General features: G+C 74.3%; 22 protein-coding genes. 12 read left to right on the forward strand and 10 right to left on the reverse strand.

The features are described 5' to 3' along the window. Window positions 1–18: 18 nt before the first annotated feature. Window positions 19–1,500 (forward strand): 4-hydroxy-3-methylbut-2-enyl diphosphate reductase, encoded by a 1,482-nt coding sequence (gene ispH, locus ACQEUR_RS22695; protein WP_433034626.1) that lies wholly within the window; start codon window positions 19–21, stop codon window positions 1,498–1,500. Between the two features lie 81 nt (window positions 1,501–1,581). Continuing rightward, window positions 1,582–2,586: an adenosyl-hopene transferase HpnH gene (gene hpnH, locus ACQEUR_RS22700; protein ID WP_433034588.1), complete on the forward strand. Its 1,005-nt coding sequence runs from the start codon at window positions 1,582–1,584 to the stop codon at window positions 2,584–2,586. A gap of 67 nt (window positions 2,587–2,653) precedes the next feature. Here the strand turns inward: hpnH and ACQEUR_RS22705 are convergent, their stop codons facing one another. The 3 genes from ACQEUR_RS22705 to ACQEUR_RS22715 form a co-directional block, all read right to left on the reverse strand. Next, a complete protein-coding gene (locus ACQEUR_RS22705) occupies window positions 2,654–3,415 on the reverse strand; it encodes an SDR family NAD(P)-dependent oxidoreductase (protein ID WP_433034590.1) in 762 nt (253 codons plus the stop codon). 90 nt (window positions 3,416–3,505) lie between these two features. After that, window positions 3,506–4,387, reverse strand: a complete 882-nt coding sequence (locus ACQEUR_RS22710; RefSeq protein WP_433034628.1) for a helix-turn-helix domain-containing protein — start codon at window positions 4,385–4,387, stop codon at window positions 3,506–3,508. A 515-nt stretch (window positions 4,388–4,902) separates the two neighbouring features. Then, the gene (locus ACQEUR_RS22715; RefSeq protein ID WP_433034592.1) at window positions 4,903–5,142 is read right to left on the reverse strand and encodes a DUF397 domain-containing protein; all 240 of its coding nucleotides are present in this window, start codon (window positions 5,140–5,142) and stop codon (window positions 4,903–4,905) included. A gap of 478 nt (window positions 5,143–5,620) precedes the next feature. Between ACQEUR_RS22715 and ACQEUR_RS22720 the strand changes: the two genes are divergently transcribed. Together ACQEUR_RS22720 and ACQEUR_RS22725 are read left to right on the forward strand one after the other, a co-directional pair. Further along, complete coding sequence (locus tag ACQEUR_RS22720; protein WP_433034594.1) at window positions 5,621–6,403, forward strand: GGDEF domain-containing protein; 783 nt, start codon at window positions 5,621–5,623, stop codon at window positions 6,401–6,403. Between the two features lie 2 nt (window positions 6,404–6,405). Further along, a complete protein-coding gene (locus tag ACQEUR_RS22725; protein WP_433034596.1) occupies window positions 6,406–6,756 on the forward strand; it encodes a hypothetical protein in 351 nt (116 codons plus the stop codon). An 82-nt stretch (window positions 6,757–6,838) separates the two neighbouring features. Here ACQEUR_RS22725 and ACQEUR_RS22730 read toward each other — a convergent pair whose 3' ends face one another. Continuing rightward, the gene (locus ACQEUR_RS22730) at window positions 6,839–7,252 is read right to left on the reverse strand and encodes a hypothetical protein (RefSeq protein WP_433034598.1); all 414 of its coding nucleotides are present in this window, start codon (window positions 7,250–7,252) and stop codon (window positions 6,839–6,841) included. A 568-nt stretch (window positions 7,253–7,820) separates the two neighbouring features. On the opposite strand from ACQEUR_RS22730, the gene ACQEUR_RS22735 reads away from it, so the two are divergent. From ACQEUR_RS22735 to ACQEUR_RS22755, 5 genes are all read left to right on the forward strand, one after another. Next, complete coding sequence (locus ACQEUR_RS22735; RefSeq protein WP_433034600.1) at window positions 7,821–8,765, forward strand: hypothetical protein; 945 nt, start codon at window positions 7,821–7,823, stop codon at window positions 8,763–8,765. Between the two features lie 5 nt (window positions 8,766–8,770). Continuing rightward, window positions 8,771–10,357 (forward strand): asparagine synthetase B family protein, encoded by a 1,587-nt coding sequence (locus ACQEUR_RS22740; RefSeq protein WP_433034602.1) that lies wholly within the window; start codon window positions 8,771–8,773, stop codon window positions 10,355–10,357. 155 nt (window positions 10,358–10,512) lie between these two features. Then, window positions 10,513–11,673 carry a hypothetical protein gene (locus tag ACQEUR_RS22745; protein WP_433034603.1) on the forward strand — a complete coding sequence of 387 codons (1,161 nt, stop codon included), beginning with the start codon at window positions 10,513–10,515 and terminating at the stop codon, window positions 11,671–11,673. 224 nt (window positions 11,674–11,897) lie between these two features. Next, on the forward strand, window positions 11,898–12,503 hold the full coding sequence (locus ACQEUR_RS22750; protein WP_433034605.1) for a response regulator transcription factor: 606 nt from the start codon (window positions 11,898–11,900) through the stop codon (window positions 12,501–12,503). A 211-nt stretch (window positions 12,504–12,714) separates the two neighbouring features. After that, window positions 12,715–13,320 carry a response regulator transcription factor gene (locus tag ACQEUR_RS22755; RefSeq protein ID WP_433034607.1) on the forward strand — a complete coding sequence of 202 codons (606 nt, stop codon included), beginning with the start codon at window positions 12,715–12,717 and terminating at the stop codon, window positions 13,318–13,320. A gap of 19 nt (window positions 13,321–13,339) precedes the next feature. On the opposite strand, the gene ACQEUR_RS22760 is transcribed toward ACQEUR_RS22755, so the two are convergent. The 6 genes from ACQEUR_RS22760 to ACQEUR_RS22785 all read right to left on the reverse strand — a co-directional run bounded on the left by ACQEUR_RS22760 (window position 13,340) and on the right by ACQEUR_RS22785 (window position 20,460). Continuing rightward, window positions 13,340–13,552, reverse strand: coding sequence for a hypothetical protein (locus ACQEUR_RS22760; RefSeq protein WP_433034609.1), 213 nt, complete (start codon window positions 13,550–13,552; stop codon window positions 13,340–13,342). Window positions 13,553–13,702: 150 nt separating this feature from the next. Beyond that, window positions 13,703–15,178, reverse strand: a complete 1,476-nt coding sequence (locus ACQEUR_RS22765; RefSeq protein ID WP_433034611.1) for an ATP-binding cassette domain-containing protein — start codon at window positions 15,176–15,178, stop codon at window positions 13,703–13,705. Further along, entirely contained in the window at window positions 15,175–16,929 is a 1,755-nt protein-coding gene (locus ACQEUR_RS22770; protein ID WP_433034613.1) for an ABC transporter transmembrane domain-containing protein, read from the reverse strand. Before ACQEUR_RS22770 ends, ACQEUR_RS22765 begins: the two co-directional genes overlap by 4 nt. A 78-nt stretch (window positions 16,930–17,007) precedes the next feature. Continuing rightward, a complete protein-coding gene (locus ACQEUR_RS22775; protein ID WP_433034615.1) occupies window positions 17,008–17,145 on the reverse strand; it encodes a SapB/AmfS family lanthipeptide in 138 nt (45 codons plus the stop codon). Between the two features lie 28 nt (window positions 17,146–17,173). Then, window positions 17,174–19,933 (reverse strand): class III lanthionine synthetase LanKC, encoded by a 2,760-nt coding sequence (gene lanKC, locus ACQEUR_RS22780; RefSeq protein WP_433034617.1) that lies wholly within the window; start codon window positions 19,931–19,933, stop codon window positions 17,174–17,176. 389 nt (window positions 19,934–20,322) lie between these two features. Next, window positions 20,323–20,460, reverse strand: coding sequence for a hypothetical protein (locus ACQEUR_RS22785; protein ID WP_433034619.1), 138 nt, complete (start codon window positions 20,458–20,460; stop codon window positions 20,323–20,325). 499 nt (window positions 20,461–20,959) lie between these two features. On the opposite strand from ACQEUR_RS22785, the gene ACQEUR_RS22790 reads away from it, so the two are divergent. From ACQEUR_RS22790 to ACQEUR_RS22800, 3 genes are all read left to right on the forward strand, one after another. Further along, entirely contained in the window at window positions 20,960–21,535 is a 576-nt protein-coding gene (locus ACQEUR_RS22790) for a methyltransferase domain-containing protein (RefSeq protein WP_433034621.1), read from the forward strand. A gap of 54 nt (window positions 21,536–21,589) precedes the next feature. Continuing rightward, window positions 21,590–22,591, forward strand: a complete 1,002-nt coding sequence (locus ACQEUR_RS22795; RefSeq protein ID WP_433034622.1) for a hypothetical protein — start codon at window positions 21,590–21,592, stop codon at window positions 22,589–22,591. Next, on the forward strand, window positions 22,588–23,202 hold a 615-nt coding region (locus tag ACQEUR_RS22800), incomplete at its 3' end, for a hypothetical protein (protein WP_433034624.1). The genes ACQEUR_RS22795 and ACQEUR_RS22800, both read left to right, overlap by 4 nt.

Consider the following 23,202-nt stretch of genomic DNA (forward strand, 5'->3'; position numbering starts at 1 on the left):
TGGGTGCTGTTCGCACCCATGCGGACGGAGGCCCGCGCGCTGCGCCGGGGCCTGCCGGCGGGCGCCCCGCTGCGGCGTACCGGCCGGGGGTTGAACCGGGCCGGACGCGTCGCCGCCGGCTACCGGGAGGCGGGTGCGCTGGCGGTGGCCGGCATCGCCGGCGGGCTGGTCGCCGGGATGCGCCCCGGTGACGTCGTGGTCGCCACCGAGGTACGCCGGGACGGCGCGCCGCCCGACGAGGCGGTGCCCTGCCCGGCGGCGCCGATGGTCGCGGCGGCGCTGCGCCGACGCGGCCTGACCGTCCACCTGGGGCCGGTGGTGAGCAGTCGACGGCTGGTGGACGGCCCGGAACGGGACCGGCTGGCGGCCACCGGGGCGTTGGCCGTGGACACCGAGTCGGCGGGGCTGCTCGCCGGCGCCTCCGGCCGCCCCACCACCTGCGTACGGGTGGTCGCCGACGTGCCGCCCCAGCGGCTGTACCGCCCGGTGACCGCCGGCCGGGTGCTGACCGCGCTGCGGACCCTGCCGAGGGTCGCCCCGGCGCTCGTCGAGTGGGCCGCCGCGACGACAGCCCGCCAGGTGCTGCTGGCCTCGCCGAGGTCGTTCTGCGCCGGGGTGGAACGGGCGATCAGCGTGGTCGAACAGGCGCTGGACCGGCACGGCCCGCCGGTGTACGTCCGCAAGCAGATCGTGCACAACGTGCACGTCATCGCCGACCTGCAACGCCGGGGCGCGGTCTTCGTGGACGAGCTGACCGAGGTCCCCGACGGGGCGCTGACGGTCTTCTCCGCGCACGGGGTGGCGCCGGCGGTGCGGGGCGCGGCGGCGGACCGGCGCCTTCCGGTGATCGACGCGACCTGTCCACTGGTGACCAAGGTGCACACCGAGGCCCGCCGGTTCGTCGGGCGGGGCAACACCGTGCTGCTGATCGGGCACGCCGGACACGAGGAGACCGAGGGCACCCTCGGCGAGGCGCCCGGCCAGATCACCCTGGTGGAGAACGTCGGGGACGCGGAGCGGATCGAGGTCAGCGACCCGGACCGGGTCTCGTACCTGGTCCAGACGACGCTGGCGGTGGACGAGGTGGCCGCGGTCCTCGACGTGCTGCGGCGGCGCTTTCCCGCGTTGACCGGCCCGAACTCCGACGACATCTGCTACGCCACCACCAACCGGCAGGCCGCGCTGCGCGAGGTGGCCGTCGAGGCCGACGTCGTGCTGGTGCTCGGCTCGGCCAACTCCTCGAACTCCCGGCGCCTGGTGGAGGTCACCGAGCGCGGGGGAACCCCGGCCTATTTGGTCGACGACGTCGACGGCGTCGACCTGCGCTGGCTCGCCGGGGCACGCGTCGTCGGCGTCACGGCCGGCGCGTCGGCGCCGCCGCGCCTGGTCGACGAGACCGTCGCGGCGCTGGCCGGCCTCGGCGCCGGCACGGTACGGGAACTCATCACCCGTACCGAGAGCATGCACTTCACCCTTCCCAAGGAGATACGGACACCATGACGGGGACCTCGCAGCGCAGCGACTCAGTGGAGCACGTCCGGGCGAAACGGAGCGCCCCGCCGACCGGGGTGGGGTGCTGAGATGGGCATGCCGCTGCGCCAGAGCATCCGGGTCGGCCGCTACCTCATCGGGCAGAAGCTGCGGCGCCGGCCGCACTTCCCGCTGCTGGTCGAGCTGGAGCCGCTCTTCGCCTGCAACCTCTCCTGCGCAGGCTGCGGGAAGATTCAGCACCCGGCGGACGTGCTGAAGGGCCGGATGCCGGTGGAGCAGGCGCTCGCCGCGATCGAGGAGTGCGGGGCGCCGATGGTCTCCATCGCCGGCGGCGAACCGCTGATGCACCCGCAGATCGACCAGCTGGTCGCCGAGCTGGTGAAGCGGCGCAAGTACGTCTTCCTCTGCACCAACGCCGCCCTGTTGCGCAAGAAGCTGGACAAGTTCACCCCGTCCCGCTACTTCTCCTTCGCCGTGCACATCGACGGGCTGCGGGAGCGGCACGACGCCTCGGTCTGCAAGGAGGGCGTCTTCGACGAGGCGGTCGAGGCGGTGAAGGAGGCGAAACGGCGGGGCTTCCGGGTCACCAGCAACACCACGTTCTTCTCCACCGACACCCCGCAGACCGTGATCGAGGTGCTCGACTACCTCAACGACGACCTCAAGGTCGACCAGATGATGCTCTCCCCGGCGTACGCCTACGACAAGGCGCCGGACCAGGAGCACTTCCTCGGTGTGACGGAGACCCGGACGATGTTCCGCAAGGCGTTCGGCGAGGGCCGGCGCAAGCGGTGGCGGTTGAACCACTCGCCGCTCTTCCTGGACTTCCTGGAGGGCAAGGTCGACTTCTCCTGCACCGCCTGGGCGATCCCGTCGTACTCGCTCTTCGGCTGGCAGCGCCCCTGCTACCTGCTCGGGGACGGGTACGTCAAGACGTACAAGGAACTGGTGGAGACCACCGACTGGTCCGCGTACGGGCGCGGCAGGGATCCGCGCTGCGCCAACTGCATGGCCCACTGCGGGTACGAGCCGACCGCAGTGCTCGCCACGATGGGCTCGCTGCGCGAGTCCCTGCGCGCCCTCCGCGCCGGCTAGGGATGTAAGGAGGGGGCCCTTCCTATCGTTTTCGGTAGAGGAAGGGCCCCCTCCTAACCCCTGACGCTCAGCCGAACCGGCCGGCGAGCCGCCGGTACGTCGCCGGCAGGGCGGCCCGGACCGCGATCGGCAGGTACATCCACCGGGGCAGGCACACCTCGGACCGGTTGCCGAACATGCCGGCCAACAGCGCGTCGGCGGCCCGTTCCGCCGAGACGGGGCGGGGTCGACGGCGCGGGTACGGCCGGCCCCGGCGGTCGAAGAACGGGGTGTCCACCACCGCGGGTACCAGCTCGGTGACCACGATTCCGCGTCCGGCCGTCTCCTGACGCAGGCTGTCGGCGAAGACGCTCAGCCCCGCCTTGGTGCCCGCGTACACCGCCTCCTCGCGAACCCCGAGCCGGCCGGCGATGGAACCGACGAAACCCAGGTGCCCCCGGCCCCGGGCCAGCATGCCCGGCAGCACGGCCCGGGTCAGCAGCATCGGCGCGGTCAGGTTGGCGGCGACCAGCGCGGCGATCTGGTCATCGCCCATCGCGGTCAGCGCTCCGGCGTAGCCCTGGCCCGCGTTGTTGACCAGGATGTCCACCCGGCCCGTGTCGTCCAGCACCCGCTGGACCAGTCCGGCGGTCCGCTCCGGGTCGACCAGGTCGCAGGGCAGCGCCGTACCGCCGGCGGACCGGGCGGCAGCGGCGAGCCGTTGCGGGTCGCGGCCGGTGAGGAAGACCCGGGCCCCGGCCCGGGCCAGCCGGTGGGCGGCGGCGGTCCCGATGCCCGAGGACGCGCCGGTGACCAGGGCTACGGCGCCGTCAAGCCGGCGTAGCTGCATACCCGTAGTCTGGCCCATCCGGCCGCCCGGCAGCGGACGGAGCGCCGAACGGAACCGTGGTCGCGGCGCGGTGGTGCCGCTGCGGCCGGGTCAGCCCTCGACGGCGTCCAGTTCGGCCAGCAGCCGCTGGAGGAACTCGCTGCTCTTCGCGGGCGGGTCGGCCTCGACGCAGAGCCGTTCCATCGCGGCGGCGTAGTAGTCCACGTCGTCGCGCTTGTCGAGGTAGAGCGCGCTGGTGAGCTGCTCCATGTAGATCACGTCCGGCAGTTCCCGGTCGGGGAAACGCAACAGGCTGAAGGCGCCTCCGGCGGCGGCGTGCCCGCCGGCGGCGAAGGGGATCACCTGGATCGTGACGTTGGGCAGCCTGCTGGCCTTGATCAGGTGCGCGACCTGGTCCCGCAGCACCCGCAGCCCTCCGATGGGCCGCCGTAACGCCGCCTCGTCGAGCACCGCCCAGAGTTGGGGAGCCCCGGGGCGGGTGAGGATCTGTTGCCGGTCCATCCGGAGGTTCACCCGGCGTTCGATCTCGTCCGGTGGCGCTCCGTCGTGGGCGAGCAGGACAACGGCCCGCGCGTAGTCCCGGGTCTGCAACAGCCCGGTGACGTACTGCACCTCGTAGGTCCGGATCAGGGCCGCCGCGCTCTCCAGGCCCAGGTAGGACTGGAACCAGTGCGGCAGGACGTCGCCGTACCGGTGCCACCAGCCCGGGTTGTTGGCCTGACGGGCCAGGGCGAGCAGGGCGTCCCGTTCGCCGGTGTCCGAGACCTTGTAGAGGGTCAGCAGGTCGGCGACATCACGTTCCTTGAAGCCCACCCGGCCCAACTCCATCCGGCTGATCTTGGATCCGGACGCGCGGATCTCATAACCTGCGGCGTCCCGGCTGACGCCGCAGGCCTCGCGCAGCTTGCGCAGTTGGGAGCCGAGGAGGATGCGCAGCACGGTCGGGCCCGTGGCGGATCCGTCAAGGGCCAGCCCGTCGAAGACCGGCCCGCCGTCGGTGGGTGTCCCACCATCGGCGTCCGGTCCACCGTCGGGTTGATCCTTGGTCACCTGCCGCCTCCGCATGCTCGACATGACCCGGCGAACGGGCCGGGCCAAATCCGTCGGTAAGCATGCCATGCCACAACGGTGAGGGGGGTAGACCTCAGGCCCGAAATTTCTCGGCGGTCGGTCGGACTCCGATCCCCTTGTTCGTCGGGCGCGTCGACCCGGACGCGTGCCGCGGGGCGAGTGGCGCCGGTCGACCGGAATGAACGGCGTGGCGTACCGGAGGGGGCACCGGCGGGCCGTGGACGGGCGGCCCGGAGGTCGGCTTCGAGGTGGGTGGCGCGGACGCCGGCGGAGTGACCGCCGAGGGTGTACCGGGGGCGCGTGGTCCGCAGGGGAGCGCCGGGCCGGGTGGCGGGTCCGGGGGAGGGCGGACGGCGGTCGGGGTGCGACCGCGTCCGGGGGAGGGCGGACCTGAGCCGGCAGAGCTGGAGCGACGGCTACGGGATGAGGTGGTCGAAGTCGCCGTCCCGGGCACCGAGGATGAACGCCGCGATCTCGTCGTGGGTGTAGATCAGCGCCGGTCCCTCCGGGTCACGGGAGTTCCGGATGGCGATCCCGGCGCCGCCCGGCAGCTGGGCCAGCTCGACACAGTTGCCGCTGGGGTTGCTGCGGCGGCTCTTCTGCCAGCTGACATGCGGTAGCTGCGCACTGGCCATGCCGTTGTAGGTGTGAGTCATCGGTGTCTTTCTGGAGATCCCGCAGGGGTCAGGGCGAGGGGGCGTCGCGCGCGCCCGGCGTACGTCTGCTTCCTCCCCCGTGGACGCGTCGTCATGCCGCGGCGGGACGCGGACGCCGTCGGCCCGGCCACTCGGTGCATGACCATCTGCACGTGCATTCGCTCTTGCTTCTGCACCTGACAGCGAGCATGATAGCGCTTGAAACGGTGTGTCCGTTTGTTCACTTTTCGTGATGGGGGCGGGGGACCATTGCCGGCGACGCGGAGGTCTGCGGAGGCGCTGCCGATCGCTTCCGTGGCTGTCTGCCTGCGTCGATGGCCGCGAACGCACCGCGACGAGGCGGTGCCAGCGGGTGGGGGCCGATGTGGATTTTGGTCACTCAGGGTGACAAATTCCCGCCGTCCGAAGGCCCTCGGGCCCATCGTTCGACCCTCCCTCGGGCCGGCGTCCGGCCGGGACCGCTGAGGGGAAATCCATAGTGGACCCCTTCACTCTCGCAGCCGGAGCCGCCGCGGTCGCCGGGCTGGGCGCCGCGTGGCGGATGTGTTCCCGGGCCCGGTGCGCCGAGGCGGAGGTGATCCGGCTGCGCGAGGAGCTGCGGGCGGAACGGCACGCCGCCAGCCACGACCCACTCACCGGGCTGCCGAACCGGCGGGCGTTCTACCAGATCGGAGCCGCGCTCGTCGCCGATCCCGGCCGGCCGCCGCTCGTCGCCGTGATGCTCGACCTGGACGGCTTCAAGCAGATCAACGACCGGTTCGGGCACGCCGTCGGTGACCAGGTGCTGATCGCCGTCGCCTGGCGGTTCGCGGCGTACGCGGGGGACAACCTGATCGCCCGGCTCGGCGGGGACGAGTTCGCCGGGTTGCTGGTCAGCGGGCGCCAGGACGGGCGGTGGCTGCACCAGTCCGCCCGCCGGCTCGCCGAGATGCTGGCGGCACCCATCCGGGTCGCCGACGCCAACCTGCGGGTCACGGCCTCGGTCGGCCTGGCGCCGGTGGACACCGGTACCCACCTCGCCGAGGTGCTCGACATCGCCGACGCCGCGATGTACCGGGTGAAGACCGGCCGGGGCTTCGGCGCCCTCGACGACGGTCAGACCCTGCCCGATCTGGACGCCGCCGCACAGCCGACCCGGTTCGGCCTCGGCGCGGGTCACCTCAGCCAACCGAAACACCCGGGCCGCCGACGGTCGGCCCAGCCCACCCCATCCCGGCAGTTGATCGAGACGACGCCGGGTGCCGAGCCAGGAGGACAGTGAAGATGCCCGCTCCCACCGTCGACCCCCACCGGCGTGACCCCGCCGAGATCGACTCCACCGCCAGTTACCGCCCCACCGATCCGGTCTGGGTCTACCGCGCGGGCAACTGGCGGGCCGGGGTGATCGAGGCGGCGTCCGCCCTGGCCGCGACCGTGACCTACCGGCCGAACAGCGCCCGGGGGACCGGCGTCGACACCCTGACCGCGCAGTACGTGATCCGCCGGGCCGACCCGGATCCGCTGCTGGACGGCGGCAGCCCCAACCACGCTCCCCGGGAGCCGATGCGGCGGCCCGTGGAACGCATGTTGACCCTCGGGCACGACGTCAACCGGTTGCACCGCCCCGGCAGGTGACCCCGGTGCGGCCGTCCCGCTCCGCCGGAGACTAGCCGCCACGACGCGGCGCGGTACGGAGTCGGTCCGTCCGCCGGTGACCTCAGGCGGTGCGGCGGCGGGCAAGAAGCGCGCCGGCCCCCGCCACCAGGGCCGTACCGAGGAGCGAACCGAGCGTGACGAGGGCGGCACCGATCGGCCAGAGCCCGTCCGCGTCCACGTCGGTCGCGGCGTCCAGCGCGAAGGAGACGGTGAGCACGACGGCCACCACGATGCTGGCTAGCCAGGGCCGACCGCGCAGGCCGGCCGCGAAGGCGAGCACCGCGAGCACCAGCACCAGGCCGGCCACCTGCCAGGCCTGGAACGGCCCGGTCTGGTTCCCGGTCAGCGGATCGGTGTCCTTCTGCTGGTCCCAGCCGAGGAACCCCCAGTACGCCGCCGCGGTGACGGCCCCGGTGAGGACTGTCCAGAGCGGAACCGAGCCGCGCGTCCGGCCCTGCTGCCGTGGTTCGGTCATGTCCTCGACTCTCTCCCGGGCACGCCGCCGGCGCACGAGTACGGCTACTCAGCGCCTGCCGGCCTGAACCGTCCGGGCACGTGCCCGGCCCCGTCGTCCCGCTCGGCGAGGCGTCGCCGCCGGAGGTTATCGCACCCCGGCGGCCGTCAGGCACCCGTTCCGCCGCCGCCCGAGGCCGGGACCCGCCCTGTCCGCGAGCGCCGGACCGCGAATCCGCGTCGGTCGGAGTCTCCGTCGAAGATCGCTCCGACCTCGGCGGGGCACCGGAGCCGCCGGTGGCCCCCGGGGCGAGCACGGGGCCGCCCCGACTCGCCGCGCCGGCCGGGAGCGTGGTCGGGGCGGACCGGGGCGGCGCAACGCGCAAAACAGGCGAATCCCGTCTTTCCCGCTAATCCGGTGTTAGCGTGCGAACTTGGGCCGCCGTCCGCGTGTCCTTCCTGGACGTGGCCGGTTCGACCGCCTGCGACCAGGTGATCCCCGGGGCGCGGCAGAGGCGGGCCGGGCCGCCCCGGGGCACCGGCCGGCCGAGTTCGGAAACCGCTCACGTCGCACCGGGAAGAGGCCGGAGATGCCCAGCCAAGAGGCGGCCCGACACGTCGAGGCCCGGACGTGGACGACCCCGGGGAAGGGAGCCGGCGCGGGTCCGGCCGCCCCGCTGCCGGACCTGGTGACGTACCGGGCGGCGGTGGCGGACCTGCTGCCCGCGGTCGCGGCCTGGACGGGCCCCGCCGACCTGCCCGCCCTCGAGGCGGCGCTGACCGGGCGGCTGACCCGGCCGGAGTTCTCCGCGGTCCTGGCCGCCCTGCCCGGCGGGGCGGTCGAGGTCGCACGCCAGCTCGTGCTGGAGGTCGCCGACCGCCGCACCGACGGTCCCGCGCGGGCCCCGGACGTGGCGGAACTGATCAGGATCTACCTCCTCTCCCGGATCGACGTGATGTGGTGGGGACGGCTACCGGGCTACGCCACGGACGCCGAACTGCACAACTCGGCGGATCTGGTGGACGTCGAGGCGCTGGGCCGCGGCGGCCTGCTCCGGTTCCGGTACCGACGGCGGGCCGGCGGAATGCTCACCCGCACCCTCCGTACGGTCGAGCGCCGCGTCTGGCCGCACCGGGCGCCGTACACCTCGGGGCTCCGCTTCGCCCGGACCCGGCCGGAGGTGGTGGCCCTGCTCAACCAGCTCGCCGTCGACCTCGCACAACGCGGTACCGGTCCCACCCCGCCGCTCTGGGTGACGAGTCTGGCCCGCAGTGTCGAGCACCAACACCGGCTCCGCGCTCTCGGCCAGGCGGCGATGCTGCCCAGCGGACACTGCACCGGACACGCCGTGGACATCGAGATGTCCTGGTTCCGTCGCTTCGACGCGCACGGCACCCTGGCCGCGCTGCTGCTGGAACGGCAGGGCTGGGGCGACGTCAACGTGATCGACGAGGACCAGTTCTGGCACGTGTGCGTCAGCCCCCGCGGCGCCGGCCGGCTCCGGCGCGACTTCCAGACCGCGATGGGAGGCTGAGCCCGGTGTCCGGGATCGCCCTCGTGCTCGGCTCCGGCGCCGACCGCGCCGCCTTCCACCGGATGCTGGCGACCCTCGGTCCCCGGGGTGACCTGGCCGAGACCCACCTCCGGGCCGACGTGCTCGCCGGTGTCCAGCGGCTGCGGATCGTCGACCGGGAACGCGCGGCGCAGCCGTGGGCCTCGGCCGACGGCCGGTGGCTGCTCTGCTACAACGGCGAGATCTACAACCACCGGGAGCTGGCCGCCGAGCTGGTCCGGCTGGGCCACCGGCTGCGCAGCGAGAGCGACACCGAGGTGGTGCTGGAGGCGTTCCTCGAATGGGGACCGCGGGCGATACGGCGGCTGCGGGGCGAGTTCGCCTTCGCGATCGTGGACACCACGACCGGCCGGACGTACCTGGCCCGGGACCCGCTCGGGGTGAGGCCGCTGTACTGGTCCCGTCAGCTCCGGCGGCTGCACGTCGCCTCGGAGGTCAAGGCGCTGGTGCCGGTCGGCGCACCGATCTCCGAGGTGCCGCCCGGGCACCACGGCTGGGCCGGCGCCGTCGCCGGGCCGGATCTGGTGCCCTACCTCGACCTCGCCCGGCTCGGCGACCGGCAGCCTCCGGTGGACGATCCGGGGCAGGCCGCGACGCTGCTCCGCGAGCGGCTGCGGGAGAGCATCCGGGCACGGGTGGATACCGACCTGACCGTCGGGGTGCCGCTCTCCGGGGGCCTGGACAGCGCTCTCGTGCTGCTGCACGTACGGCAGCTGCACCACGACTGCGTCGCGTTCACCGTGGGCGACCCGGACAGCGACGACGTACGGCACGCCCGCCGGCTCGCCGCCGAACTCGGGGTGCACCACGAGGTGATCGAGCTGCGGCCGCGGGACATCCGGCTCGACGACGTCCGGGAGGCGATCCGGATCTCCGAACTCACCGAGTACGGCGACGTCATCGACGCCGTCGTCTCGGTGCCGCTGTTCCGGCGGGTACGCGACCTCGGGGTCCGGGTGGTCCTCACCGGCGACGGGGCGGACGAACTCTTCGGCGGCCGGCCGGCGCAGCAACGGCTCGGCCCGGAGGCGGCCCGACGGCTCCTCCTGCACCGGCTGCGCAACCTCGGCCGTACCGAGTTGCAGCGGATCGACCGGACCGGCCTGGCGCACGGGGTGGAGGTCCGGGTGCCCTTCCTCGACCTCTCCCTGATCGAGTTGGCGCTGCGGATGCCGGCGGAGCTGAAGCTGCGCGACGGGCGGGAGAAGTGGATCCTCCGGCGGGCCTTCGCCGACCGGCTGCCGGAGCACGTCCGCCGTCGCCCGGCGGGCCGGCTGTCGTACGCGTCCGGCCTGCACGAACGGGTCCGGCTCTACCGGCCGTTCTTCGCCCGCCGGTACCGCTCCTTCGGGTACGACCTGTTGGCGCCGATGCGCCGCGACTTCGACGCCGTCCTGATGCGCTGCGACGACGACCTGGACCGGGCGGTCGCCGAGGGCACCGCCCGGCAGGACTACACGGTGCTCGAACACGCCCGTGACCTGGCCGGGGCGGCGCGCTGGCACATGACCCCGGCGCTGCGCCGGCGTACCGGCTCGGGCCGCCGGAGCTGACCGGGCCGGCGGTGCACCGGCGGTGACCGCGCCGGCGCCGCCGCAACGATCGATGCTGGTCACCGCGAGGCGCGGGTCGCTTCCGGATGCGGCGTGGTAGACACGGCGTTACGATGTCGTTCCTGTCCGCCTTCCCGGAGGGTCACCTTCGCGACATGACCGCGGTGTCAGCAGTCCGGCAGCCGCGGGGACCGGTCCCACCGGCCCCCGCCGGGGTGCGGTGCGCCCTGCTGGTCCGGATCGCGCTGCTCGGCGGCGTCGCGCTGGTCGGATACCTCCTCCTGGCTCTCCTCGACGATCCCGCCCGGGCCGACGACGGTCGCGACGGCCGGCCGGCGCTGCTCGGCTCGACGCCCGACGTCAGCCCCCGGTCGGCAGGGTCCACCCTGGCGCGCCTGACCTCCACCGCCGCCGAGCAGCGGCCCGCCGGGCAGCGGCCCCGGTCGGCCCCGTCCCGGGACCGCGTCGCTCTCGTCGACGCCGCACCCGACCGGCGGTCCGCCGGTCCACCGAGGAGAGTCCGCCCGGCCCCGGCCGGTGACGCGCCCGGCGGTTCCCGGTCGGCGGAGGTGGCACCGCGCCCGCCCGGGTCGGCCGCGGTCGAGCCCGGTCGCCGGCCGCAGCCGCGCCTGCCCCGGTCGGTCGCCGCCGAGCGGGACCGCCCACCTGTCGGCATCCAGACAGTGACCGGGCCGGCACCGCTGCGACGCGCGGTCGTGCCACCGGCCCGGGTGCTCGGGCACCTCGCCGAGGCGGTCCCGGTCGCGGCGGACCGCGTGCGGCTCGTCGCCGATCCCGTCCTGCTCGGTGGGCTGGCGGTCGCCGCCCGGCCGGCGTGGGTCGTCGTCCGCGCGGTGCAGGCGGTGCCGGAGATACCCGGACGCGCCCCGCTGGGGCCGGCGCTGCCCGTGGCCGCCAGGGGCTCACCGCCGGAACCGCTGGCCCTGCCGCCGCCCGGCGAGGTCCAACCGGGGCCGGGCCTGCCGTCGGGGTACCGGTCGATCGCCGGATCACCGGCCCGGCCCGTCGCCGCGCCACCGTCCTCCACCGCCCGGATGGGGTCCGTGCAGCACAGCGCCGCCGTCCGCGCCACGGCGCGCGGCGCGGGCGCTCCCACGCCGTACGGCCCGTTCTCGCCCGCCCGCAGCGGCCCCGGTGAGCAGCGGGCCGGGGCGGTGACCGGCGCTGGCGCCCAGCCGGCGGCCCTGCCCGCTGGCGCGGGTTGGCAGCCCGGCGCACGGTCACGGCCGACCGCACTTCTCGTGGACACGATCGGTGCCGGGCGGTCGCCCGGCGTACCCACCCTGCCTGGCTGACCGGGCCTGGCGGCCTCGTCCGGGCCGCCGCTTTCGTCCCCTCCGATGTGCCCGTGTCGCGACCGGGCCATGACGGAGGTGCCCCGTCGCCGCCCAGTCGGACTGGCGTGTGTCCCCGGATGCGGGATGCCGCCCGGTGAGGCCGTGCTCGATGGTTCGAGAAGGCCTGGCCGGGGTGGTCGGCGCAACCGACGTGTCGCGTGTAACGAGATCGGAGAGACCTCGTGATCCGCATTGTGATCGTGGAGGAGATGGGCCTGTTACGGCGCGCGTTGCGCGCGATGTTGTCCAGCGAGACCGACCTGGAGGTGGTGGCCGACCTGCACGAGGCGGCCGACCTGGTGACGGTGAGCCGGGCGATGCGACCGGATGTGGTGGTGGCCGATCTGGAGCTGCCGAGCGCCGACATGCTCGCCGTGGTGGAGCGGCTCGGTACGGAGGTGCCGGGCAGCGCCGTGCTGGCGTTGAGTACGCAGCTGCACCCGGAGGCGTTGCAGCGGGCGATCCGGGCCGGCGCGCGGGGGTTCGTCAACAAGAACGTGCCCCCGGCCGAACTGGTCCGGCTGGTCCGGGCGGTGGCGGCCGGCGAGCGGGTGGTGGACGCGGGTACGGCCGTCGCCGCGCTGCTGCCGCCGACCAGCCCGCTGACGAGCCGCGAGGCGGAGGTGCTGCGCATCGTCGCCGAGGGCCTGCCGTTGAAGGAAATCGCCCGCCGGCTGTTCCTGGCCCACGGCACGGTCCGGAACCACCTCTCGGTGATCATGCGCAAGACCGGCGCCCGCAACCGGCTGGAGGCGGTGCGGCGGGCGCAGCAGGCCGGCTGGATCTGAGTCCGGCCCGCCATCGGTTCCGTCCGGCCCGGTGCGCCGTAGGGCCCCGGCACCCGCCCTCCCGACGGGCGCCGGGGCCCGGCCGTGACCTGCGCCGAGTCGGTTGTCCGACCCATGCGCCACCGCGGTCCCTCCAACGAGCGCACGGGGTTCCGCCGTGTTTGAATGTTCACAGCTCGTGATTACTTGATCACGAACAGCAGGGGGGAAAGTGATTCGGACACTGCTTGCCCTGAACGGCGCCCTGATCCGCGGCGCGTTGGCCTACGTGTTGACCATCGAGGACGACATCGAGGTGGTCGCCGAGGTCGACCGGCCCGAGGAACTGGCTCTGGCCCTGCGCACGCGGCGCCCGGACGTGGCCGTGGCCGACGGGAGCCTCTTCGGCGCCGGGGTCCTGCACGGCGCGGAGGGGACGCCGTCGGAACCGCCGTGCCCGATGCTCGTGCTGGTCGACCCCCGTCGCCCACGGGTGCTCGACGACGCGCTGCGTACCCCGGGCCAGCGGATCGGCTTCCTCGGCAGCAACGTCGCGCCGGAGCGGGTGATCGAGGCGGTCCGCCGGCTCGCCCGGGGCGACTCGGTCGTCGACGCCAACCTGGTGGTGGCGGCGCTGAACCGGGAGAACCCGCTGACGCCCCGCGAGGTCGAGGTGCTGGAGATCGCCGCCGAGGGGTGGCCGGTGGTCGAGATCGCCAGCAAGCTCTCGCTCTCGCCGGGCACCGTGCGCAACCACCTCTCCCGGATCGCGGGCAAGACCGGCGCCCGGACCCGGATCGAGGCGGTACGGATCGCCCGTGAGGAGGGCTGGATCTAGGCCGTGTCTCGGGCCGGAGTCAGGCGCTGACCGGGCGACCCGACTCCGGCTCGCCCTGCCAGCGTCCGACCAGTTCCCGATAGGACGCCGAGCGGAGCAGCAGCTCGTCGTGCCGGCCCAGCACCGGCCGGCCCCCGTCGAGGATGAGCACCCGGCGGGCCCGCAGGGCGGAGCTGATCCGGTGGGCGATCACCAGCAGCGCGCCGGGGCGTGCGGCGAAGGCCCGCTCCACGACGGCCTCGGTCGCCGGGTCCAGGTGGCAGGTCGCCTCGTCCAGGATCGCCAGTGGAGCGATGAGATAGGCGCGGCATCACGGCGACGAGCTGTTCGCCGGCCGGAGAGCTGCTGATCGAGTTCGTCCTCGAGGCCGCCGCGCACGGCATCAGGTCGTCGCAGGGCCCAGCCGCTCCACCGCCGCCGCCACCCGGCTCTCCTCGACCTCCGGCCGCAGGTAGCGCAGGTTCTCCAGCAGGGTGCCGGCGAAGACGTACGCCTCCTGGGGGATGAGCACCCGGCGGGTGGCGAGGGTCCCGGGGTCGACCCCGGCGACCGGCGCGCCGGCCAGGCGTACCGAGCCGGCCTGGGGTTGCAGCAGCCCGGAGAGGAGCCCGGCCAGGGTGGACTTGCCGGCTCCGCTCGGCCCCACCACGGCGAGGTGGTCCCCGTCGGGCAGCGTGAGGTCGAACCCGTCGAGGACCGGCCGGGCGTGCGGGCCGTACCGGAAGGTCACGCCGTGCAGCTCGGCGCGGGCCGGGTCGTGCCCGGTCCTCCGTCCCGGTCCTCCGTTGCCGGCGAGCGGCGCCGGCCGGAGCAGCGGCGCCGGGGGGAACTGCCGGAGCAGCGGGGGAGTCGGTCGGGGGAGCGGGGCGGTCGGCGGAGCGGGTCGCGGCGGCGGGGCGGTCGGCCCGGGGGGCGCGGTGGCGGCGAGGATCCGGTCCAGCGTCACCGCGAAGCGCAGCCCGCCGCCGGCCACGCCCTGCACCAGCGAGTGCAGGGCGGGTTGCAGGCCGGTCGCGACGTACACCAGGGCGCCGAGCACGGCCCCGGCGGTGAGTCCCCGGCGGACCAGCCACGGCGCGGCCAGCAGCAGCGCCGCCAGCGGCAGCCAGCCGCCGACCGCCAGGGTCAGGCTGCGCAGCGCCGCCATCCGGGCCAGCGCGCGCTCGGCGGCGGCCTGCCGGTCGATCTGCCGTCCCACCCGGGCGGCCACCACGTCCTGCGCGCCGCACGCGGTCACATCCCGGTGTCCGGTCAAGGCGGCGCTGGTCGCCTCGCCCAGCCGCTCGTCGGCCCGGACGTAGTCGCGCTGCCGGGCCACCATCGCCGGCAGCGCGGCGGCGAACAGGACCAGCCCGGCGACCAGTGGCACCCCCACGACGGCCGCCACGACCGCATCCAGCGAGAGCAGGCCGAGCAGCGCCGCCGTGGCGGCGAAGAGGAAGCCGCGCACCACCATGACCAGCCCGCCGAAGGTGTCCCGGACGATCTCCACCTGGTGGGTCAGCCGGGCCACCGCCGCGGTGTCCGGGCGGCCACCGGCGGCGGTCGACCGGTGCAGCGCCCCGGCCACCACCCGGTGCGCCAACTCGTCGCGGAACGGCTCCACGATGTCGCCCAGCCGGGCGTACGTCCGGCCGGTGCCGACCGCCCCGACGCAGACCGTCACGGCCAGCGCGCCGAGCCAGGCCATCCCGGTGCCGGGGCGACCGGCCAGGAACCCCTGGTCCACGGCGCGGGCGGTGAACTGGCCGGCGAGCAGCGCCGGCACCGCCTCCGCCACCGACCAGGCGGCGAGCCGGCCGAGCGGGCGGGACCGCCGGCGCAGTGCCCCGACGGCGAACCGGAGGACGCCGCTCACCGCCCGGCCCCGGCCGGTGAGTCGCGCGGCCGCGCCGGTACGGCGTCGAAGACCGCCCGGTAGTCCGGGTCGCGCCACAGGTCCCGGTGCCGGCCCAGGCCGCGCAGTCGCCCGCCGTCCAGCCAGGCGACCAGGTCGGCGGCGGCGGCGGTGGCCACCCGGTGGGTGACGATCAACCGGGTACGCCGGTCGGCGTGCGCGGCGACCGCCCGGGCGATCCGGTGCTCGGTGGCGGTGTCCAGGCTGGACGTGGCGTCGTCCAGGACGAGCAGCCGTTCCGCGTAGAGCGCGCGGGCCAGGCCCAGCCGCTGCGCCTCCCCGCCGGACATCGGCGCGTCGGCCAGCCGGGTGCGGTAGCCCTCCGGCAGCCGCTCGACGAAGCCGTCGATCGCCGCCGCCCGGGCCGCCGCGAGCAGCCGGTGCCGGGCCGGGTCGGGTGCCGGCGGCGCCTCCGGCGGGGTGGGCGCGACGTCGCCGGCGAGCCCGATCACCTCGGCGATGGTGTCGCCGACCAGGACCGGGCGTTCGAAGCCGTACCCGACGGCGCGACGCAACGACGCCCGAGCGAGCCGGCGCAGCGGGACACCGTCGAGCAGTACCTCGCCGGCGTCCGGGTCGCAGAGCCGTCCGGCGACCGCGGCCAGGGTGGACTTGCCGGCCCCGGACGGGCCGACCACGGCCAGCGCCGTGCCGGGGGGCACCGCCAGGTCGATCCCGTCCAGCACCGGCCGGCCGTCGGCGCCGCGCACCGTCACCCCGGCGAGGACCAGCCGACCGGCACCGGCGGGCAGTTCCGCCGGCCCGTACCGGCGCTCGGGCTCGGCCAGCAGGGCGGCCACCCGTACCGCGCCGGCCCGGGTCCGGACCAGCCGGTTGAGCGTGGCCACCACCGTGCCGACGCCGGCACCGAGCGCGGCGTACTGCACGGCGGCGAAGAGCTGGCCCGGGGTCAGCCGGCCGGCCGCCACCGACCAGCCACCGACCGCGACGACCGCCAGTTGCAGCAGCGGCGCCACCGCGGCGGTCCGGGCCGAGGCCAGCGCGAGAGCCCGCCAGGTGCCCGCGCCGTGCGCGCGGAGCCGGGGCAGCGGCGCCAGCACCCGGTCGATCTCGGCCGGTACGGTCCCGGCGGCGGCGATCGTCCGGGCACCGCGCAGCGCCTCGGACAGGCGGCCGGCGATCTGCCCCTGCGCGGTGAGGTAGCCGGTGGCGGCGGCGGAGGCGTCGGTGACGAAGGCCCGCAGCCCGACGGCGAGCAGCAGCAGCCCGGCGACGAGGGTGACGGCCAACGGCCAGTCCAGCAGGAGGAGGGCGACGATGCTGCCGAGCGAGGGCAGCAGGGCGGTGAACCCGAAGACGACGGTGATGCCGACCTGCCCGGCGTCGGCGGCCTGCCCGACGAGCCGTCCGATCAGGTCGCCGACCGGATGCCGGGCGGCGGCGCGCGGGTCGAGGGCGAGCAGGTGGCGCAGCAGGCGGTGGCGCAGCCGCGCGGTGGTGCGGGCGGCCGCGGTACCGCCGGCCAGCCCGCCGAGGGTGTCGGTGGCGACGATCAGCAGGACCAGCCCGCAGGCGGCCACCGGCCACCGCCCGTCGGCGGTGCCGAGCGCGGCGTCCACGGCCAGTCCCAGTACGGCCGGCAGCAGGAGTTCGGCTGCCGCGCCGAGCAGCGCGGTGGCGCCGAGCGTGACCGTCCAGCCGCCGCCGTAGCCGATCGCCTGCCGCAGTAGCCGATCGCCGTCGGTGGCCACGGACACCACCCTTCCGAGAACATGGGGTTGCCCTGGGCGGGCACGTCTACCCACCCAGGGCCCCGATCGGAAACCTGATCAGTTGCAGGTCGTCACGGACAGCGAGCTGTCGCCGCAGAGCAGCAGGCTCGCGCGGCTTCCGCCGCCACCGCCGCCACCGCCGCCACCGCCAGTGCGGTCAGCCAGCTCCAGGCCCTGAAGGTCCAGAAGCGCCATTGTCGTGCACCTCCCTCCCATGTTTCCGTTATTCGGCCCCTCGCCCGGACGGCGAGGGGAGTCTGGTCGCGCCGGTGAGCGGCGCGAGGAACGGCAGGGTCACCGGCGTGTCGTGCCGGGCCGCGGCCGTGGCGAGCAGGACACCGGCGGTGCCGGTGGCCAGGTCCATGGAGAGCCGGAGCAGCTGCTCGCCGGGGAAGGCGAGGAAGCCGCGGTACGGCAGCGCGTGCCAGGCCAGCCGGGACACCTGCCGGGTCAGCTCGACGCGGTCGGCGTCGTCGGGCTCCGACCCGACCCGCCCCGCGAGGTACGCGATGATCCCGGCCCGGCCGGCGAAGAGGCCGGACTGCGCGTAGAACGGGGAGCGCGCGGCCCGCCGGATCGCCGCCGCCGAGCGGGTGAACTCCTCGTCGGGGCGGTGCCGGAGGTACTGGTCCAGGAGCAGCCCGATGCCGACGCTGCCGTGTGCCAGGTACGGCATCGTGCGCCAGCCCTCGTTGACCTCCAGTGCCCCGTCGGGGCGCAGCGCGCAGCGGCGCAGGTCCCGCCGCAGCTCGTCGGCCGCCCGGTCGAGCAGTTCCGGGTCACCGGTCAGCTCGTGGAGCCGGAGGAACATCAGGGCCGGTCCGGTACGGCCACGGGTCAGCCCGGCGTACGGGTGCCGGCCGCCGCTCAGGTCCGATCCGCCGACGCCGGCCTCGGCCGACGGGGGGCCGGTCGGGTCCCCGGCGCCCGGCCGTTCGGCGACGAGTTCCGCCGCCCGCCAGGCCGCCGCCCGCAGCTCCGGTTCCCCGGTGCGCTGCGCGATCTCGGCCAGGTTGAGCGCGATCCCGGAGAGTCCACTGTGCAGGTCGTGGCCGAGCTCCTCCCACGGTTCCCGCAGGCAGATGTCGAGGACGTCGAGGGCGTCCTGCCGCCGGCCGAGGCACTCCAGGGCGAAGGCGACGCCGTGCAGCCCGTCGTAGAAGCCGCAGCGGGCGCCGGAGGGCGGGTCGAGGGCCCGCCTCACCAGCCAGTCCTCGTGCCCGGGATGCCGACCGGCGCCGCTGGCGTGCAGCGCGTACAGCACGCCGGCGGCACCGTGGGCGAGGTTGAGCCCGCCGGTGCGGAACTGGTCGATGTCACCGGGGAAGAGCCGGTCGTCGCGGTCCGGGGTGGCACTGTGCAGGATCGCGCCGGCGAGCCGGTCGCGCAGCCGGGGCCAGGCCCCGGGGCCGGCGGCGAAGTCGGCGGCGGCGCGGGTCAGGTCGGCGGCGGTGGCCCGGGGGTCACCGGTGCGGGTGGTGGCGGCGGGCGGCGGCGCGGCCGGGGTGGACTCCTGGACGGCGCTGCCGGCCCCGCCGTCGGCGGTGGTCCGGTGGTCCGCCGGCGCGGTCGCGCCGCCGTCGACGATCTCGGCGACCGCCCGGTCCAGGAACTCGCGCGGCACCGGGAAGTGCGTGGCGATCACGTCGGCGAGGTGGGCGGCCTTGGCGGGGGCCAGCCGGACGACCTGGGTCAGTGGCAGGAACAGCGCCAGCCGCAGGCAGGCCAGGGCGTAGCGGTCCACCGCCAGGCCGGTGCGGTCGCGGGGCGCCGCGAACGCCTGGTTGCGCAGCGCGGGCCGGCTGGCGTCGGCGACCGGCGCGGCCACCTCGAAGTCGACAAGCGTCACCCGGTCGTCGGCGTCCACCATGATGTTGAACAGGTGCAGGTCGCCGTAGACGATGCCGTGCTCGGCGATCGCGTCGACGATCCGTTCCACCTGCGCGTGGATCCGCAGGGCCCAGTCGGTGTATTCGGCGAGGTCGGCGGGGGTGGCGTCGGCGTCGGTCAGCGGGTAGCGCTCGACCACCAGCTTGTTCAACGCCCGGCCCTCGACGAACTCCAGCGCGAGGAAGCGGTGGTCGCCGAGGCCGAACTCGTCGTGCACCCGGCACACCTGCGGTACGTCGGCCAGCCGGCGCAGCATGGCGGCCTCCCGGCCCAGCCGGGTGATCGCGTCGGTGCCGGTGGCGTCGAGGCCGGCGTGCGGGCGGGCCTCCTTGAGCACCACCCGGGTGTCGGTGCGGGTGTCGCGGCCGACGTAGAGGCCGCCGCCGTTGGAGAAGTGGATCACCTGCTCGATCCGGTACGGCAGGTCGGTGGTGGTGGTCGCGTTGCGGGCGGCGAGGTGCGGGGCGAGGAAGTCCGGCAGGGTCACCCAGTCGGGGACGTGGAAGACCGGGTCGCGCCGGTCCGGCACGAGGGTGCCGGTTCCGTCGGTGATCGCCGGTACCACCTGGCCGTCCTCGGAGAGGCAGTAGCGGGCCGCGAAGCCGCCGTAGCGGACGTAGACCGGACCGCTGCCGTACCGCAGGTCGCTGAGGATGTACGGGCCGGCCTCGCCGTCCAGCCGCTCGGCGAGTTCCTTGCAGGTGAGCTCCAGTTCGGCCTCGTCGCGAGGGTAGATCGTGACGAACTTTCCGCTGGAGCCGCGGCGGGCGTACTTGGCGTTGCGCAGCAGCAGCATCCGCGGGCCGCGCAGGAACTTGAAGGAGAGGCCGCGTGGTACGCAGTAGTCCCAGACCGCGTCGAGGATCCGGTCCGCGTTGTCGAGGCAGGCCGAGATGTGGATCTTCCAGCCCTGCTGTGGCAGTGATCCGCCGACCGGGCCGTAGATCATCCAGTCGTCGCTCGGCTCCCGCTGCCATCCCTGCGGCAGCGGCCGCCCGGCCGCCGCGAATCCCGACGCCACCGAGGTACTGCTGCTGAGGGAGTCGTAGAACAGCGGGTCGACCGCGCAGTACGCGTCGTACCGTTCGTCCATCGTCTCGGCTCCTCGCTGCTCCACACGGGGCCTTGCGCTATCGATGTGACGAAGTCTCGCGGTCGCGATGGAGTTGTTTCTAGTGTGTTAAGTCATCCCCCGACGTGCGTCGTGCACGGCTACCTATGACAAATGTCAGGCCGGCCAAGATACAGACATATATAAATATGGCAACGGCGTGGATGAATGGTCCTGCTCGCGGGATGTCGGCGACCGGGGCCGGACCACCAGGCCCGCGGCGGACGTAGGCGCGCCGGGTCGAAGACCGTCGACCTTGCCGCCGGGGTACTGGGGGGGGCGCGGCTCTTCCTACCTGTCGGGGGGAGCGCCGCCGGGCGTTCGGAATCCGGCGGCGGCTCGACCGCCGCGCCGTACCCGCCGAGGGGGGATCACTTCGAGGGTTCGGGGACGTCGCAGTCGATCTCGGGGTTCGCGCCGACGTAGTTGAGCGGACCGGCGACGATGGTGACGGCGGTGGTGCTGGCCTCGGCGCAGTTGTCGTTGTCCCGGCTGAAGTAGCCGCGCACCGGCGGCCAGCGCGCCGATGATCAGCCAGATGACAACGATGACGCCGCCTATCGATCCGTAGCGCACGGTGGCCTCCTTACGAGGGAATCGGGTCGGACCGGACGGGCTCCCGCCGGGCGCCGACGCCCTCTGATACCCCGTGCCGGCTCGCCCGCAAACGCGGGCGGCGCCGGAGGCACCGACCGGGACAACCGACCGCACCGCCTACCGGCTGGGACCGCCCCGGCGTGTTTCGATATGGGCGGGACACCCCGGGCCCGACCCGGGTGGCACATCGGCGCGGCGGCCGTCGGAGGGTGTGGAGGGTGTGATGGACGGTTCACCTTCCCCGCCGCTGTCCCGGACCGCCGAGCAGCACGGGCGCGAGGTCAACCGGCACAGCTACGCCGACGGCGCGCAGGTGCGCGCGTACGTCACCGACCCCTACCACCGCACCCGCCGGCAGCTCGCGCTGCGGATGCTGCGCGACGCGATGCCGGAGACCGGAATGGGCATACCGTGCTCGAACTCGGCTGTGGCTCGGCGAGCATGCTGGCGGACGTACCGGATCCGCCGTGGCCGGTCGTTGTCGCGGACCTGGCGCCCGACGCGCTGCGGCTGGCCCGGGGCGCGGCGGCCGGCGCGCTCTGCCTGGATGCGACCCGGCCGCTGCCGCTGCGGGACGAAGCGCTGGCCGCCGTGCTGATGGGCGAGCTGATCGAGCACGTCTACGATCCCGTCGCGCTGCTGCGGGAGTGCCGGCGGGTGCTCGTCCCCTCGGGCCTGCTGGTCCTCACCACACCGAACCTGGCCACCCTCCAGGACCGGGTCATCTTCACCGGGCAGCCCGGCAGAACTGCCGCATCCTCATCTCTGCTGCAAGATCCGGCCGTTCACCGTCTCGCTGCTGTGCGAGGTGCTGCGGGCCGCGCGGTTCGAGCCGATCCGGGTCCGGTCCAACTATGTCGGGTGGCGCCTGCGCGACGGTCGATGGGTAAAGTCTCGTACCCTGGCCCGTTTCCTGCCGGGGCTGGGCGGGTCGCTGGTACTGGCCGCGCGGCGGCGGTGAGATCACCGCCGATCCACTCTCGGTAGTTCGATATTGACCGAGGGCTATGATGGGGAGATCATTGTGGGTCGGGGGATGACATGGCGCGCCTTCTGAGCTGGGTCGCCGGCAACCTCGACGCCTTCTTCGGGCTGCTGGTCGCCCTCGTGGTGAGCATCCTCGGGCTCAACGACGACGTGAGCCGCAGAATGCCCAGGCCGGTCCCGCGATCCTGGCCCTGCTCGCCCAGGCGCTGCTGCGGGAGCGGTGGCGGCGGGACACGGCCGAGAAGGCGACCCGGCGGATGCTGGCCGAGCACCACCCGGCTCGACGCGCTGCTGCCGCACCTCGCCGCGATCACCGCCGACGACGGCGTACTGGCCCGGGCCCGTACCGCGATCAACAGCGTCTCGATGGTCCGGGTGCTCAACGGCCAGGAGGTCGGCCAGGCGCACGCCGAGGCCCGCCGGCAGACCGACCGCTGGCGGTTCAAGGGCGGCACCGGCACCTTCACCCGGGCCGTCACCCTGCCCGAGTGCATCGAGCACGCCCGGCGGCGCAACGGCACCCTGGACTTCGGCATCGAGATCATCGACCCGACCGACGAGCAGGTCTGCGAACGCTACGCGCAGTTCCGCCGCAGCCTCGCACCCCGCACCGACGGCACCGGGGAACTGTGGACGGTGGACCGGACCCGCAAGGAGTCCTTCGCCACGGTGCTCGCCGCGTGCTGGCACCACCAGCGCTCCGGGCTGCTCAACATCGACGTGCGGCTGTCCAGCCAGATGAGCACCTTCCGGTTCGACCTGTCGTCCAGTTGCGTCATCATCACGCAGGAGAATCCGCAAACTCCGGCACTTCGGATAGACCGTCGGGAAATCTACTACCATCGCTATAGCATTGAGCTCCAGTACAGCCGGGAGCAGAGTCGCCGGGTCCCGATCGAGCAGGCGAGGCAGGTGCTGTTGGACGACGAGCCGTCGGTCGAACAGGCCCGCAAGCTGTTCACCGCGCTCGGGCTGCCGCTGCCACGCTCGTTCGGCGACCGGGAGGTCTCCGACATCATCGTGAAGGCGATCCAGGCGAGGAATCCGTACGAATGACGAACTACCCCGAGCTCCACCGGGAGATCGGCCGCGGCACCGGCAGCGGACTGGTCTACGCGTGGGTCGTCGACGTCCTGACCGAGATCGCGGACGGGCGGCGGCAGCTCAGGGCGGTCCGCCACCCGCTCGGTTTCATCTGCCTGCCGGTCGACCGCAGCGGCGACGACGGCATCTGCGTACACCTCTGGCCGGCGGAGCGCCCGGCCGTCGCGCCGCTCACCTCGGCCATGCACTCACACAGCTGGGACCTGCTCAGCCAGGTCCTCTACGGCGAGGTCCGCAACGAGATCGTGCAGGTGACCGACGTCGCCGCCGAGCCGACGCACCGGATCTACGAGGTGCACAGCCGGGGCGACCTCGACGAGGTCCTGGCCACCCCACGACTGGTCCGGGCGCGTACCGGCACGGTGGAGACCCACGGCGCGGGCGCCTCGTACGCGCTGCCCGCCGGAAGCTTCCACACCAGCGAGGTGCCCGACGGGGTGGAGGCCGCCACCGTCGCCCTCGGCCGGACCGCGCCGGGCGCCTGGGACCTCAGTCTGGGCCCGCTGCGGGGACAGACCCACCGGACGCGCCGGGAGCGGTGCGACGCGGCGGAGACCGCCCGC

The organism is Plantactinospora sp. CA-290183 (assembly GCF_050936375.1).
In the GTDB taxonomy this organism is placed as follows: domain Bacteria; phylum Actinomycetota; class Actinomycetes; order Mycobacteriales; family Micromonosporaceae; genus Plantactinospora.